Annotated in this window: 14 protein-coding genes and 1 other RNA gene; 2 read left to right on the top strand and 13 right to left on the bottom strand. The window is 44.1% G+C overall.

Annotated features, from left to right (window positions below):
* Nucleotides 1–191: 191 nt before the first annotated feature.
* The 5 genes from ssrA to secG form a co-directional block, all read right to left on the bottom strand.
* Nucleotides 192–551, bottom strand: a transfer-messenger RNA (tmRNA) gene (ssrA, locus tag CE058_RS10800).
* Nucleotides 552–695: 144 nt separating this feature from the next.
* Entirely contained in the window at nt 696–1163 is a 468-nt protein-coding gene (smpB, locus tag CE058_RS10795; RefSeq protein ID WP_009331807.1) for an SsrA-binding protein SmpB, read from the bottom strand.
* A gap of 149 nt (nt 1164–1312) precedes the next feature.
* A complete protein-coding gene (gene rnr, locus CE058_RS10790) occupies nt 1313–3637 on the bottom strand; it encodes a ribonuclease R (protein WP_163142497.1) in 2325 nt (774 codons plus the stop codon).
* 36 nt (nt 3638–3673) lie between these two features.
* On the bottom strand, nt 3674–4420 hold the full coding sequence (locus tag CE058_RS10785) for an alpha/beta hydrolase (RefSeq protein ID WP_163142494.1): 747 nt from the start codon (nt 4418–4420) through the stop codon (nt 3674–3676).
* A 179-nt stretch (nt 4421–4599) separates the two neighbouring features.
* Entirely contained in the window at nt 4600–4833 is a 234-nt protein-coding gene (secG, locus tag CE058_RS10780) for a preprotein translocase subunit SecG (RefSeq protein ID WP_035329304.1), read from the bottom strand.
* 147 nt (nt 4834–4980) lie between these two features.
* Between secG and CE058_RS10775 the strand changes: the two genes are divergently transcribed.
* Together CE058_RS10775 and CE058_RS10770 are read left to right on the top strand one after the other, a co-directional pair.
* On the top strand, nt 4981–5283 hold the full coding sequence (locus tag CE058_RS10775; protein WP_163142491.1) for a nuclease-related domain-containing protein: 303 nt from the start codon (nt 4981–4983) through the stop codon (nt 5281–5283).
* 270 nt (nt 5284–5553) lie between these two features.
* Entirely contained in the window at nt 5554–5976 is a 423-nt protein-coding gene (locus tag CE058_RS10770) for a hypothetical protein (protein ID WP_156185107.1), read from the top strand.
* A gap of 80 nt (nt 5977–6056) precedes the next feature.
* Here CE058_RS10770 and eno read toward each other — a convergent pair whose 3' ends face one another.
* The 8 genes from eno to rpoN form a co-directional block, all read right to left on the bottom strand.
* Entirely contained in the window at nt 6057–7352 is a 1296-nt protein-coding gene (gene eno / locus CE058_RS10765; RefSeq protein ID WP_048008419.1) for a phosphopyruvate hydratase, read from the bottom strand.
* Between the two features lie 64 nt (nt 7353–7416).
* A complete protein-coding gene (gene gpmI, locus CE058_RS10760) occupies nt 7417–8952 on the bottom strand; it encodes a 2,3-bisphosphoglycerate-independent phosphoglycerate mutase (RefSeq protein ID WP_048008418.1) in 1536 nt (511 codons plus the stop codon).
* Nucleotides 8945–9706 (bottom strand): triose-phosphate isomerase, encoded by a 762-nt coding sequence (gene tpiA / locus CE058_RS10755; RefSeq protein ID WP_035329301.1) that lies wholly within the window; start codon nt 9704–9706, stop codon nt 8945–8947. The genes gpmI and tpiA overlap by 8 nt, the downstream gene beginning before the upstream one ends.
* A gap of 73 nt (nt 9707–9779) precedes the next feature.
* Nucleotides 9780–10964, bottom strand: coding sequence for a phosphoglycerate kinase (locus tag CE058_RS10750; RefSeq protein ID WP_035329300.1), 1185 nt, complete (start codon nt 10962–10964; stop codon nt 9780–9782).
* A gap of 258 nt (nt 10965–11222) precedes the next feature.
* Complete coding sequence (gene gap, locus CE058_RS10745) at nt 11223–12230, bottom strand: type I glyceraldehyde-3-phosphate dehydrogenase (protein ID WP_048008417.1); 1008 nt, start codon at nt 12228–12230, stop codon at nt 11223–11225.
* A 44-nt stretch (nt 12231–12274) separates the two neighbouring features.
* Entirely contained in the window at nt 12275–13297 is a 1023-nt protein-coding gene (locus CE058_RS10740; RefSeq protein WP_048008479.1) for a sugar-binding transcriptional regulator, read from the bottom strand.
* A gap of 135 nt (nt 13298–13432) precedes the next feature.
* Entirely contained in the window at nt 13433–13681 is a 249-nt protein-coding gene (locus CE058_RS10735; protein ID WP_082138925.1) for a glutaredoxin family protein, read from the bottom strand.
* Between the two features lie 17 nt (nt 13682–13698).
* Nucleotides 13699–15030 (bottom strand): RNA polymerase factor sigma-54, encoded by a 1332-nt coding sequence (gene rpoN / locus CE058_RS10730; RefSeq protein WP_048008416.1) that lies wholly within the window; start codon nt 15028–15030, stop codon nt 13699–13701.
* Nucleotides 15031–15329 lie beyond the last annotated feature (299 nt).

Below are 15329 nucleotides of genomic sequence, written 5' to 3'. Positions count from 1 at the left end.
CCAATTATCTGAATTTTTTATTAATAAACAGGAAAAGTTATGTTATACTCAAAAAGGGAACGTACATTCTTATTTTACACTGTGGGATGGGAAATGGAAAGTTACCGGAAGTAAAATTGAAAAGAAAATAGAAAACATTAATTGAGGAAGAATGTTAAAAAAAGACAATAAAAAACCACCAAATATGTATTTGGTGGAGACGGAGGGAGTCGAACCCTCGTCCAGAAATATCGGCACTTAAGCTTCTACGAGTGTAGTCGATATATTCGCGATTCGCTGATCCTTATGCCTATCGACGGGCGTCCGGCCAGCTAGCCTGGTTGTTCTCTTCCTTCATCCTCAGGCGGTGGAATCCGGCGTAGCCCACTAAGAGTGAGTCCGCTACCCTACCACATGGGCGATGGAGGGGCGAACCGCTAAAGGCCTATTAGGCAGCTAAAGCGAAGTTGTTTTGAGTTTTGCCAGTTATTGGCTTTGACGTTTTAACGAGGCCGATCCCCTCGACTCGCAACCTAAGCTCGAACTATCCCTGTCGAATCCGTAGCGTCCCCATTATAATAGGTCTGCGCCGAATCTTATTCAGCACGCTGACGTTCGGATAAGCTCGAAATAGATGAGCTAAAGTTTGTGTCACTCGCTGTGACAATTACTATTATAGCACACTGAACAAATTTTTCAATTGTAAGGTTCTGGATTTACATTTTCTGCCTTTCGCGGAAAGCACGCTCAACCTCACGCTTGGCTTCTTTCTTCTTCAGATCCTCACGCTTGTCATATTTCTTTTTACCCCTCGCCAGGCCAATTAAAACTTTTGCATAACCATTCTTGAGGTACATTTTTAATGGAACGATCGAGTAGCCGACTTCCTTCGACTCACCAATCAGCTTGCTGATTTCTTTTCTGTGCAGGAGAAGCTTTCTGGTCCTTAGCGGATCGTGATTGTAACGGTTTCCCTGCTCATAAGGACTGACATGCATGCCGAAAAGATAGATTTCATTGTTTTGAATTCTTGCATATGAGTCCTTCAGATTCACCTTGCCCGCTCGGATCGATTTAATCTCCGTCCCCTGCAGAACAATTCCCGCTTCATATGTTTCTTCTATAGCATAGTCATGATAGGCCTTTTTATTTTGCGCAACCATTTTGCCAGTTCCTTTTGGCATGTTGAATCCCCCTTTGCTCCCCTTTCCTGTTATCAGGAAATGCAGCATCCGTTCTCTAGCGGTTCTTCTATTATAGCAAAATTGCGTGCCCCTCTCAACGAGGAGCCCTGCCGGGAAGGAAAGAGAGAGCCTTTAAGGCCCTCCCGCTTTTACCGCTTCTTTTTCTTCCGCTTTGCTTTTGGCGCATTTTCGTAATGCTTTTTCTCTTTTTTCTTTCTTGGACCGCCTGAACTGTTTCCTTTGCCCTGATCAGACTTCCCTCTGCGCGGCTTTTTCTCGGTGCTGCCAGTCTTGAACACTTTTGGCGCTTCCCGAGTTTCCCGTCTGCGGGTGCCCTTCATGCCGACGATTTCAAAATCAATCGAGCGTTCGTCTTTGTTTACATTAACGACACGGACTGTAATCTCGTCGCCAATGCGGTAGACATTGCCTGTACGCTCCCCGATCATCGCCATCTGGCGCTCGTCATAGCGGTAATAATCGTCTGTCATATAGCTGACATGGATAAGTCCTTCAATCGTGTTTGGAAGCTCGACAAACATGCCAAAGTTTGTAACAGAGCTGATGATCCCATCATATTCCTCGCCGATTTTGTCAGCCATATATTCCGCTTTCTTCAGTTCATCTGTTTCGCGTTCTGCTTCAACTGCACGGCGCTCCATATTGGAAGAGTGCTCAGCAATATCAGGCAGCTGTACATTCCATTTTTCCCTTGTCGCCTGATCCAGCTTGCCTTCAATTAAGTAGGTGCGGATAAGTCTGTGGACAATTAAGTCCGGGTAACGGCGGATCGGTGATGTGAAGTGTGTGTAAAACTCTGTTGATAACCCGAAGTGCCCAAGGCTCTCTTCAAAGTATTTCGCCTGCTGCATAGAGCGCAGCATCACTGTGCTGACAACCATTTCTTCCGGTTTTCCCTGAACCTCTTCGATGATTTCCTGAAGGGCCCGCGGGTGAACGGAATTGGCTGTTCCTTTTACGATATAGCCAAAGTTGGTGATAAACTCGAAGAATCTTCTAAGCTTATCTTCCTTCGGATCTTCATGAATTCGATAGATGAACGGTACATCCATCCAATGGAAGTGCTCAGCAACAGTTTCATTGGCTGCGAGCATAAACTCTTCAATCAGGCGCTCTGCAATCGAGCGTTCGCGCAATGCGACTTCTGTCGGGTTGCCCTCTTCATCCACAATGACCTTCGCTTCTTTAAAATCAAAGTCGATGGCTCCGCGATGCATTCTCTTTTTACGCAGGATTAGAGAAAGCTCCTTCATCAGTTCGAACATAGGCACAAGCGGTTGGTATCTGTTGATAAGTTCTTCGTCCTGCTCTTCTAAAATCTTATTCACATCTGAATAAGTCATTCGTTCCGTTGTTTTAATCACACTCTGGAAAATCTCGTGATTCACTACTTCTCCATCCGATGTGATTTCCATCTCACAAGAAAGTGTAAGCCGGTCCACTTTTGGATTCAATGAGCAAATGCCATTTGATAAGCGATGCGGGATCATCGGGATAACCCGGTCCACTAAATACACAGAGGTTGCCCGCTCTTCCGCTTCCCTGTCAATCGGGGAATCCTCACGGACATAGTATGTGACATCGGCAATATGAACGCCAAGCTTGTAATTGCCGTTATCCATTTTTTTAACCATTACTGCATCATCAAGATCCTTTGCATCCGCACCGTCTATTGTGACAATAACTTCGTTTCTCAAATCACGGCGGTTTTCAAGCTCACTTGGATCAATCGTATCCGGCGTTTCTTCAGCCTGCTTAAGCACCTCATCAGGAAACTCAAGCGGAAGGCCATGCTTGTGAATAACAGAAAGGATATCCACACCCGGGTCGTTTTTATGCCCAAGTATGTCGATAACTTCTCCTTCTGCGCTCTTTCTGCCTTCTGGATAAGTGGTCAGTTTTACAACGACCTTATGCCCTTCAACCGCACCTTTTGATGCTGCTTTGGGGATAAAAATATCGCTGGCAAACTTTTTATCATCCGGGATCACAAATCCAAAGTGCTTGCTTTCCGTATACGTTCCAACAATTTGTGTCACACCGCGCTCTAAGATGCGGACAATCGTGCCTTCCCGCCTCTGGCCGGAACTCTCAGACGTCACACGCGCGAGAACAATATCTCCATTTAAGGCATTATTTGTTTCATTGGGCGGGATAAATATATCATCCATTCCCTGCTCTTCCGGAATGACAAAGGCAAATCCCTTTGCATGGCCGGAAAGCTTCCCGCGGATCAGGTTCATTTTTTCAGGCAGGCCATAGCGATTGCTTCTCGTTCTGACAACAAGCCCTTTTTCCTCCATGACAACAAGCGCCTTAACGAAATCTTTGAAGCCTGTGGAATCCTCAATTCCAAATGCGGCTTCCAGCTCCTGGACCGTCAATGGCTTATAGGCTTCATCCTTCATATAATGAAGCAGCTTGTCGATCAGATGTTGTATATTATTTTCCATATCTTCATCCCTCCTCAGGGAGATTTTCTTTTGTTATTATTCTTCCCAATCAAGCTTTTCTAAAAACTCATATACATCTACATGCAGCTGGTCACGCTCTTTATCAAGAGTAATGACGTGCCCGGATTCTTCGTACCACTTGAGCTTCTTTAAGTCATTCTCCACTTCATTGAAAATGATGTTAGCGCTGTCCGTGTTGATCATATGGTCATGTCGTGCCTGTACAACAAATGTCGGGGAGTAAATCATATCCACATGATTGCGCACATCCGCGATCAGCTCCTGTAGTGCCTTTAATGTATTCATCGGTGTTTTTTGGAACTCTTCCATTTCCTGCTCAATTTGGTCTTCCGTCTTTCCTTCAAGTCTCTTATATTCTCTTGCGTAGCTCAGAATTCCTTCATACATGACTTCTTCGCTTTTTATGTACATAGGTGCGCACATCGGGACAATACCCTTTACAGGTACAGTGTAACCCAATTTAAGGGAAAATACGCCGCCAAGTGAAAGTCCGGCCACTGCAATTTCTTTATGTCCCTTATTTTTCAGAAATTCGTACCCTTCCATCACATCTTTCCACCAGTCTTCCGGGCCTGTATGAACAAGCTCTTCGGGCGGAACCCCATGTCCTTTATATTGCGGCGCATGGCAGGTGTAGCCCTTTGTTTCGAGAAACCTTGCCATCATTCTGACATCTGCTGTATTTCCGGTAAACCCATGCAGCAGCAGGACTGCTCTGTTTCCATTTCCAAATGTAAACGGTTTTGGTGCAACAACTCTCATTGATAAAACTCCTTTTACCTTATGATTCCTATAATTTTATTAATCAAACGTTTGATTGAATCTGCATTCCTTATTTTTAGCAAACAGCGGGGGAACATGCCAATAAAAAGCTTTCTTAAGCGAAAACTGCCGAAGAAAAATAAAAGCCTGACCTTCTGAAGGCCAGGCGCTGCGTTCATTTATATCGCAAAATAAGAAACTAAAACAGTAAGTACAAAGAATAAGACAGAAAGAACAACCGTGATGCGGTGAAGAACCAGATCAATACCGCGGGCTTTTTGCTTTCCAAAAAGCTGCTCTGCTCCTCCTGAAATGGCACCGGAAAGACCTGCGCTTTTACCAGATTGAAGGAGTACAACTACAATAAGGCCAATCGAAACAATGACTAAAAGGGTAATCAATAATGTATGCATGAAGCCACCTCCTGAAAACGTACAATCACATTATTCTTAATTTATCACATTTTGGTGGTATTCACAATAAGATTTTGGCAGTGTATGGACTGCGGAAGGACTTTTATAGCGATAGAGAGAATCTATCCTGTGAAAGGAATGATGCTATTGATAATAAAAGAGTGTAAGAAATCAGACCATTTTATACTAAGCATAAATGCCTTATTAAGAAGGCTGCCGCAATCACATCCAAAAAGGGGCCTCATCGAAGGTGATTTAGCGAAGCGGAAAGCAGGTGTCCGCGGAAAAGAAGCTGTGGATTATTTTTTAAAAGATTTACCTGGGTTCATTCTTCTTAAAGATATTCGGCATTCCAATGGAACAGGCGACTTCTATCAAATCGATGTGCTGCTCATGTGTTCAAACTTCCTTCTTATCCTCGAAATTAAGAACATCTCCGGCACTATTTAGTTTGATCCCGCATTTAACCAGCTGATTCAGAGCAAACAAGAGAATGAAAGAGGATTTCTTGACCCCTTAATACAAGCTAAAAGACAGCAAAAGGAACTTGCAAAATGGATAGCTGCTATGAATATCTGCATCCCTATTGAATACCTCGTTGTTATCAGCAACCCGTCTACTATTATCAAGACTTCTTCATATCATAAATTGGCCTTAGAAAAGGTCCTGCATGCAAGCCATTTGAGAGATAGGATAGAAAAACTAAAGGAGAAATATCCATTGCAGAAAGTAACAGACAGAGACATCAAAAAGTTAAGCAGAGCTATTACCAAAAAGCATATCCCTGCGAATTACAATATCTTAAAATACTATGACATGGATATAAAAGAGATTATTACCGGGATTCAATGTCCGGCATGCAGCAGATTTTCAATGAAAAGGGTGCGGGGCACCAGGAAATGCAGCAGTTGCCAATCTGCTGATAAGGAAGCACATATTAGAACCCTCCATGATTACCTTCTTTTAATCAGCTCCTCCATAACGAATCAGCAATTTCGGGAATTCACCCATCTATCCTCCTCAAATATTGCGAAAAAGCTGCTTACTGGAATGAAACTTCCCTATTCAGGTTCATTTAAGGACAGAAGCTGCCAATTATCTGCCGATTTTTTTGAAGGACTTCATTTTACCGGCCGAAAATGAATATTTACCGGCCAAACTGCCCCTTTTACCGGCCAAGCAAAAAAACAGCCGCCCCACCCGGGACGGCTGCACAAGCAAGATTACTTGCTCAAGTTATAGAAAGATTTTAAGCCATCGTATACAGCTAAATCGCCAAGCTCGTCTTCGATGCGAAGAAGCTGGTTGTATTTCGCGATACGGTCTGTACGGGACATTGAACCAGTTTTGATCTGGCCAGCGTTTGTTGCAACAGCGATGTCAGCGATTGTAGCATCTTCTGTTTCACCTGAACGGTGGGATACAACTGCAGTGTAGCCGGCACGCTTTGCCATTTCGATTGCTTCGAAAGTTTCTGTTAATGTACCGATTTGGTTTACTTTGATCAGGATTGAGTTGCCTACGCCCTGCTCGATTCCTTGAGCAAGCTTCTTCGTGTTTGTAACGAACAAGTCGTCACCAACAAGCTGAACTTTTCCGCCGATGCGGTCAGTTAATAGCTTATGGCCTTCCCAGTCGTTTTCGTCAAGACCATCTTCAATTGAGATGATAGGGAACTCGTTTACAAGCTCTTCGTAGAAGTTAACCATATCTTCTGAAGTTAAGCCAGTGCGGCCTTCGCCTGCAAGATCGTATTTGCCAGTTTCTTTGTTGTAGAACTCAGAAGAAGCAACGTCCATTGCAAGGTAGATGTCTTTGCCAGCTTCGTAGCCAGCGTTAGAGATCGCTTCGATGATTACTTCAAGAGCTTCACGGTTAGAGCCAAGGTTTGGAGCGAATCCGCCTTCGTCACCTACAGCAGTGTTAAGACCTTTGCCAGATAAAACTTTTTTCAATGAATGGAATACTTCAGCACCCATGCGGATGGCTTCCTTGAAAGTAGGCGCTCCTACAGGCATGATCATGAATTCCTGGAAGTCCACGTTGTTGTCAGCGTGAGATCCGCCGTTGATGATGTTCATCATTGGTGTTGGAAGCTGCTTCGCGTTGAAGCCGCCAAGGTAACGGTATAAAGGAAGTCCTACAGACTCAGCAGCCGCGTGTGCACAAGCCATGGATACGCCAAGGATTGCGTTTGCGCCAAGCTTTCCTTTGTTTTCAGTTCCATCTAACGCGATCATTGTGCGGTCGATGCCAACCTGGTCTGTTACATCCAAACCAATTACAGCTTCTGCAATCAGGTTGTTCACGTTGTCTACCGCTTTTTGAACACCTTTTCCAAGATAGCGGGACTTGTCGCCGTCACGAAGTTCTACTGCTTCGTGCTCGCCAGTTGATGCTCCAGAAGGAACAATCGCGCGTCCAAAGAATCCTGATTCTGTTAAAACTTCAACTTCAACTGTTGGGTTACCGCGGGAATCCAATACTTCACGTGCATATACTTGTTCGATAAATGGCATAGTAATTCTCTCCTTTATGATAAAAAATTGTAATCGACAAAATTCGGGTGGTGCCTGTCACCAGTTATTTTTTCAGTAATGAGGTTCCTGTCATTTCAGCCGGTTTTTCCAGTCCAAGCAGGTCCAGAACTGTTGGAGCAAGGTCTCCTAAGATTCCGTCTGTACGGAGTTCTGCGCCATCCTGTGTGACGATGACTGGAACCGGGTTTGTTGTGTGGGCGGTCATCGGGCCGCCTTCTAGCGTAACAACTTCATCGGCATTTCCGTGGTCAGCTGTGATGATCGCTTTTCCGCCTTTTGAAATAATCAGGTCAACAATTTTGCCAAGGCATTCGTCAACCGTTTCAACCGCCTTAATCGTTGGCTCAAGCATGCCTGAGTGCCCCACCATGTCCGGGTTGGCAAAGTTCAGGATGATCGCATCGAAATTGTCAGCTTCCACTTCCTTCAGCAACGCGTCCGTCACTTCATAAGCACTCATTTCAGGCTTAAGGTCATAGGTAGCTACTTTCGGTGAGTCGATCAGGATTCTCTCTTCACCAGGGAATTTCTCTTCCCTTCCGCCGCTCATAAAGAACGTTACATGAGGGTATTTCTCTGTCTCTGCAATGCGGAGCTGTGTTTTTCCGTTTTGCGCTAAAACCTCACCAAGGGTATTATCAAGGTTCGTCGGTTTGAACGCAACATATCCGTCAACCGTTTCACTGAAGTGGGTCAAACAAACGAAGAACAAGTTCTCAGGATGTCCAGGCCCTCTATCAAAGGAACGGAAGTCTTTATTTGTAAACGTGTTCGAAATCTGAATTGCCCGGTCCGGACGGAAGTTATAGAAAATAACTGCATCATCCTTCTTAATCGTTGCAACCGGCTTCCCATCTTCTGCAGTAATGACCGATGGAATGACGAACTCATCAAAGATACCATTTTTATAGTTATCTTCAACTAAATCCAAAGGATCGTTGTATGCAGGGCCATCACCATACACCATGGAACGGTAAGACTTTTCAACACGCTCCCAGCGTTTGTCTCGGTCCATGGAATAGTATCGTCCGGAAATGGTCGCAAATTCGCCGACTCCGTATTCTTTCATTTTTTCCTGCGCTTCTTTAATATAGCCTGCTGCCGTTTGCGGGCCAACATCACGTCCATCCAGGAATCCATGAACATAGACATTCTTCACGCCTTCCTCAGCAGCCATGCGAAGCAGCGCAAATAAGTGCTGAATATGGCTGTGAACGCCTCCATCTGACAGAAGTCCCATCAAATGAAGATCCGTGCCTTTCTTTTTCACATGGTCAATCGCAGAACGGAACGTTTCGTTCTTCTCAAACTGTCCTTCACGAATGGCCACGTTCACTCTTGTTAAACTCTGATATACAATCCGGCCAGCGCCGATGTTTAAATGTCCAACTTCCGAGTTTCCCATTTGCCCTTCCGGAAGACCTACTGCTTCGCCGCTCGCGGTCAGTGTTGCGTTAGGGTAGGTATTCCAGTAACGTTCGAAGTTTGGCTTCTTTGCCTGAGCAACGGCATTTCCCATCCGCTCGCCCCGCAATGCGAAACCATCTAAGATGATTAATGCAACTGGAGATTTACTCATTCTTGCCTGCCTCCAATAATTGAAGAAAGTCTGTAGGCTGTAAGCTTGCGCCGCCTACAAGAGCTCCATCAATATCAGGCTGGCTCATATATTCTTTAATGTTTGCAGGCTTTACGCTGCCGCCGTACTGAATGCGGACTGCATCTGCCGCAGCCTGTGAAAATTGCTTAGCCACGACTGAACGGATATGTGCACATACCTCATTCGCATCTGCAGATGTTGAAGATTTGCCAGTTCCGATTGCCCAGATTGGCTCATACGCAATAACAGTCTGCTTTACCTGCTCTTCAGTTAAGCCATTTAGGGCCTTCTCAACCTGTGAGCCTACAAGATCCATTGTTTCGCCGTTTTCCCGCTGTTCTAGCGATTCACCGACACAAACGATTGGAGTTAAGTTGTATTTGAATGCAGCCAAGGTCTTTTTATTAACAGCCTCATCTGTCTCATTGAACATCTCACGGCGTTCTGAATGACCAAGAATTACGTATTTCACGCCAAGATCTTCAAGTGCCACAGGGCTGATTTCGCCTGTAAAAGCGCCGTTTTCTTCAAAGTGCATATTCTGTGCGCCGATTTCAACATCTGAATCCTTTGAGTTTTCAACCAGGCGCTCAAGGAATAAGGCAGGAGCACATACAACTGTATCTACCTGCTCTTTCCCAGGAACTAATCCGTTAATTTCTTCAAGAAAGACTTTCGCTTCCGGAAGTGTTTTATGCATTTTCCAGTTTCCTGCAATAATTGGTTTACGCATGTTGCACGTCCTTTCATGCATTTTTATTAGTGTCATATATTCGACAGATTTCGGGTGGTGCCTGTCACCAAAATTATTTATCGTTTAAAGCAACTACGCCAGGCAGGGCTTTTCCTTCCATAAACTCAAGGGAAGCGCCGCCGCCTGTTGAGATATGGCTCATGCGGTCAGCAAGGTGGAATTTTTCAACTGCAGCTGCAGAATCACCGCCGCCAATGACTGAATATGTATCGTTTGCTTCTGCTAAAGCCTCAGCCACTGCTCTTGTGCCGCCTGCAAATTTATTTAATTCGAATACACCCATTGGTCCGTTCCAGATGACAAGCTTTGAATTCTGAATTACATCGCTGTAAATATCGCGCGTTTTAGGTCCGATATCAAGTGCTTCCCAATCAGAAGGAATTTCTTCGATTGCTACAGTTTTAATATTAGCCTCTTCAGAAAAATCGTCTGCTACCACGACATCAACAGGCATGTAGAAGTTCACGCCTTTTTCTTTCGCTTTTTCCATAAACGATTTGGCAAGGTCAATTTTATCTTCTTCTAATAGTGACTTTCCTACTTCATGGCCGTTTGCTTTTACAAATGTATAAGCCAGCCCTCCGCCAATGATCAGGTTGTCTACCTTTTCAAGAAGATTTTCGATTACGCCAATCTTATCTTTTACCTTTGCACCGCCAATAATAGCTGTAAATGGGCGTTCAGGATTTGAAAGAGCTTTTCCAAGTACATCAAGTTCTTTTTCCATTAAGAGTCCTGATACAGCAGGAAGATGATGAGCAATTCCTTCCGTTGAAGCATGTGCACGGTGTGCTGCTCCAAATGCATCATTCACATAGACATCTGCAAGCTCAGCAAAGGCCTTTGCAAGTTCAGGATCATTCTTTTCCTCGCCAGCATAGAAACGCACGTTTTCAAGAAGCATAACATCGCCTTCACTTAACGTGTCAACCAGCGCTTTTACAGAATCGCCATATGCTTCATCCGCCTTCTTCACTTCTTTGCCAAGAAGCTCGGACAAACGCTTTGCTACTGGTGTTAAGCGTAATTCTTCAACAACTGAACCCTTCGGACGGCCCAAATGGCTGGCTAAAATCACTTTTGCACCCTGGTTCATCAAGTATTCAATCGTTGGAAGAGCTGCTTTGATGCGAGTTTCATCTGTTACTTGTCCCTCTTTCATCGGAACGTTGAAATCAACCCGGCAGAAAACACGCTTACCCTTTAACTCCACATCTTTAACGCTTTTTTTGTTCATAGCAAAAGGACCTCCTTACCAGAAAAGCGGAAGCGCCTTGCCTGATGGCTCATAGACTAAAAGCCTCCAGGTTACGGAGCTAAGCACCATCCCGGTTAAATAGTTTTACTTAAAACAAAAGGGAGAGGGAATGTTTCCCTGCTCCCCTTTTACCCTTATCCATTATAGACGTTAGCGATTTGAATATCCAACAAGATGAGGTGTTTTTTCAGAGAAAAAATTCAGCTTGTGAATGCTTCGCAAAACGAATATTTTTGATTAAAGTCCCTTTTGAGCGATGTAGTCAACTAGGTCAACTACACGGTTAGAATAACCAGTTTCGTTGTCATACCAAGAGATTACTTTTACCATGTTGCCTTCCATAACCATTGTAGAAAGTGCATCGATTGTAGAAGATGCAGGGTTTCCGTTGTAGTCGCCAGATACTAATGGCTCTTCGCTGTAGGCAAGGATGCCTTTCAGGTCGCCTTCAGAAGCAGCTTTTAGAGCATTGTTTACATCTTCAGCAGTTACGTCTTTGTCAAGCTCAGCAACAAGGTCAACAAGAGAAACGTTTGGAGTTGGAACACGCATAGCCCCACCGTTCAATTTGCCTTTTAGTTCAGGCAATACTAGAGATACTGCTTTTGCAGCTCCAGTAGTTGTAGGAATGATGTTTTCCGCTGCTGCACGTGCACGGCGGTAGTCCTTGTGAGGCAAGTCAAGGATTTGCTGGTCATTTGTGTATGAGTGAACAGTTGTCATCATACCGCGTTTGATTCCGAAGCTGTCGTTCAATACTTTTGCAAATGGAGCCAAGCAGTTTGTTGTACAAGAAGCGTTAGAGATTACATGATGGTTTGCAGCATCGTATTTCTCATGGTTAACACCCATGACAACTGTGATATCTTCGTCAGATGCAGGAGCTGAGATGATTACTTTCTTAGCACCAGCTTCAAGATGTTTCGCAGCGTCAGCACGCTTTGTGAAGCGTCCAGTAGATTCTACTACTACTTCTACACCAAGATCTCCCCATCCTAATTGAGCAGGATCGCGCTCTGCAATAACTTTTACTTTATGGCCGCCAACAACAAGATAATCGCCGTCAACAGTTACTTCTTCATTTAGAGTTCCGTGTACGGAATCATATTTCAAAAGGTGTGCAAGCATGTTTGCATCTGTAAGGTCATTTACTGCAACAACCTCTACGTTAGGGTTATTAAGAGCTGCACGGAAAACAACGCGCCCGATTCTTCCAAATCCGTTAATACCAACTTTAACTGCCATGATTATTTCCTCCTTGAAAAGGTAATTTTATATTTGAAAAGGGATTACCCTTTTATCAACTGTTTTGCTGCACCTTCATCTGTCACTAGTATGGTAGAAGATGGTGCACGTTTCATGTATGCAGCGATGGCTTTAGCCTTTGTGGAGCCGCCTGCCACTGCAATGACATGTTCAATTTGTGATAGGTCATCCAGCTGAAGGCCGATGGTCTGAACCTTATGTACAACCTCGCCGCCTTCGTTGAAGTAATAGCCAAATGATTCACCGACTGCTTTGGCTTGCTTGATTTTAACCAAATCTTCTTCACTGGTTTTGCGGCGTTCCGCCATTGTAATAGCGTCCCCAATCCCGTGCAAAACCATGCTTGCCGATTTGATCTGGGTGATTACTTCTTTAATATTGGGTTCTTTAATAATGCTTTCATACATCTCCCTGCTTACCTGGTCCGGCACATACAGGACGCGGTGCCTGGAATCTGTATGGTCAGCCATTTTGGCACATATGGTGTTAGCCTGGTTTTTAACATCCTCGCCTATTCCGCCACGTGCCGGCACAAACAGCCAATCGCGTTCAGCAAGATCAGGAGTAAGCATCTCCGCTACGGCTGCCATTGTGGACCCGCCGGTAACTGCGATGATATTTTTTCCTTTGAGCCTTGATTTCATACACATTGCTGTGGCTCTGCCAAGCTCCTGCTTCACCCATGGAGATTCATCGCTGTTTCCGGAAACAATGATCGCCTGGCGAATGCCAAGCTTTCGGGATAATTCCTGCTCCATTACGGCTATACCCGAAATATCTCTCATTATTCCTTCAAGAGCTTCGAGTAATTCAGTACCATCGGAAGAGAGACTCATTCCTGTACTTGAAATGCGAATCAGGTTCTGGTCTTTTAGAAATTCAACCTCACTTCTCAGCACTCTTTCCGTCAAACCCATACTGACTGCAAGGCTTCTTCTTCCAACCGGCTCCATCAGCCCTATGTAATGAAGTATCCCATAGCGCTTCTGCATAACTGCAAGCATATCAGGCAATAATCTTTTTTGAATATCAATTAGTGAGTACATCCGGAAAGCTCCTTCATCATATGTGGTCATTTTTTGTCCCGCATAGACATATTATGTCCCACTTACCGTAAAAAAAATCACCCTTGCTTCTCCTCAATAATAGCAAGAGTGAGTATTGAAATCAACTGATAAAACTCAGTTTTTTTCTGTAAGCGCTTCACTTACGGTAATGGGGTCAATATGCCCGAATTGCACTTCACGCCCATTAATTTCAACAACTGGAATCATGAGTCCGTACTTCTCAGTCAGGTCATCGCTTTCATCAATATCTTTCTCAATTAACTTAAATTCATATTCTTTCTTTAAATCCATTAACACACTCTTTGCTTTATCACACAGCGGGCATCTGCTGCGCGTATAAAACACTAGCTCAGGCTGTTTCAATCAGCAAATCTCCTTTGTCAGTCATACCTTTTCCGTTTGGATGATGACGGGATGCCCAGCTGATCCCGATATTTCGCAATTGTCCTTCTGCTGACAACCATCCCCTCTTTTTCCTTCAGCAGCTTCACAAGCTCCTGATCGGATAAAGGCTTTTGTTTATTTTCTTTTTCTATCATTTTACCAATAATCGTCTTGACCTGCTGTGAAGACGTATTTTCATCAGAAGTCGTTTTGATCGTACTGGAGAAGAACGATCTCAGCTCATATGTCCCAAATGGCGTTTGCGCATATTTTTCCCGGACAGCCCTGCTTACTGTTGATTCATGAATATCGAGTTCATCTGATATTTCCTTCATTGTCATCGGCTTCAGATATGCAGGCCCTTTAATGAAAAAATCCTGCTGCTTTTCAACGATTTTAAGAGTCACATTCGCAAGTGTCTCTTTCCTCTGCTCAATGCTTCTTATAATCCATTGATAATCCTGCTGCTTTTCCTGCAGGAAGCGGCTGACATTTCGATCACCACTTGCCGAAAACTTTTTAAAATAAGGTTCATTAAAACTAATTTTAGGAAGCACTTCATCAAACACGCTGACGGAAAAAGAGCTGCCATCCCACTGAATAATCACGTCCGGTGTTATATAAGCGGATTTTTCACTTTGGAAGGATGAAGCCGGCCTTGGATTCAGGGTCTGAACAAGATCGAATACTGCCTGAATGTCTTTAAGCTCCACACCGAGCTGTTTTGCAATTTCCTTCCATTTCTTCTCGGCAAAAAGGGTAAAGTATTCATCTATAATGATTTCAGCCAGTTCATTTTCTTCCGGCAATCTCTTGATCTGCAGGGACAGGCACTCCTGAAGATTCCTTGCGCCAACGCCAGCAGGCTCGAGTTCCTGAAGCTCTTCAAGCATCTGCTCCACTTTCTCAAGGGGCATCTTAAGAGCATCAGCTGACGCCTTTAGATCCGCCCGGAAGTAACCGTTTTCATCAAGGCTATCAATAAGATGCTCAATCACTTTTTGGTCATCCCTGTTTAATTTCAAATGAAGCTGCGATTTCAAATATTCATCAAGCAGCATGGTCTTTCCGCAGCCAATCTGCTCAATCCAATTTATTTTATCTTTTTCGGCTTTTATCCTTGTCGGTTTGACACGGTCATAACGGGGATCCATCGTCTGGACATGACCGGACTCTACTTTTAAAAGGGGATTTTCAAGCGCCTTGCTTTCCAGGAAAGCAGAAAGCTCCTGTGTGCTGTATTGCAGAAGGGCAATCGCCTGCGTCAGCTCCTGTGTCATTGTTAATTTCATTGTCTGCTGCTGCCATAACCCAGCTTTCAAATTCATCGTACATTCCCCCTGTCCCCATTTTACAATATTCACAGAAAATGTTGTATGGAAATATCCTGGCAATCCCCAATTGCACCGGCACTTCTTTCTGAATACTTCACAATATGCATGGCTGAGTGGGGAATATTCATTCTTTATGGTGAAACCTGCGGATTTTATGGATTTTTTTGAAATTAAGTCGGAAGTTTATTAGATTTATTTGCGGATAGAGGAATTTTATTTGCGGGTATGGCCCATTTACTTGCGGATAATTTTTTTTATATACGTATCGGCTGGATTCATTAGCGGATAGTTTA

Origin of the sequence: Bacillus sp. 22-7 (assembly GCF_010628845.1) — a bacterium.
GTDB classification, from domain to species: Bacteria; Bacillota; Bacilli; order Bacillales; family Cytobacillaceae; genus Cytobacillus; species Cytobacillus firmus_B.
Note: the sequence above shows the minus strand (reverse complement) of the source record. Positions and strands in the feature narration are given on the sequence as shown.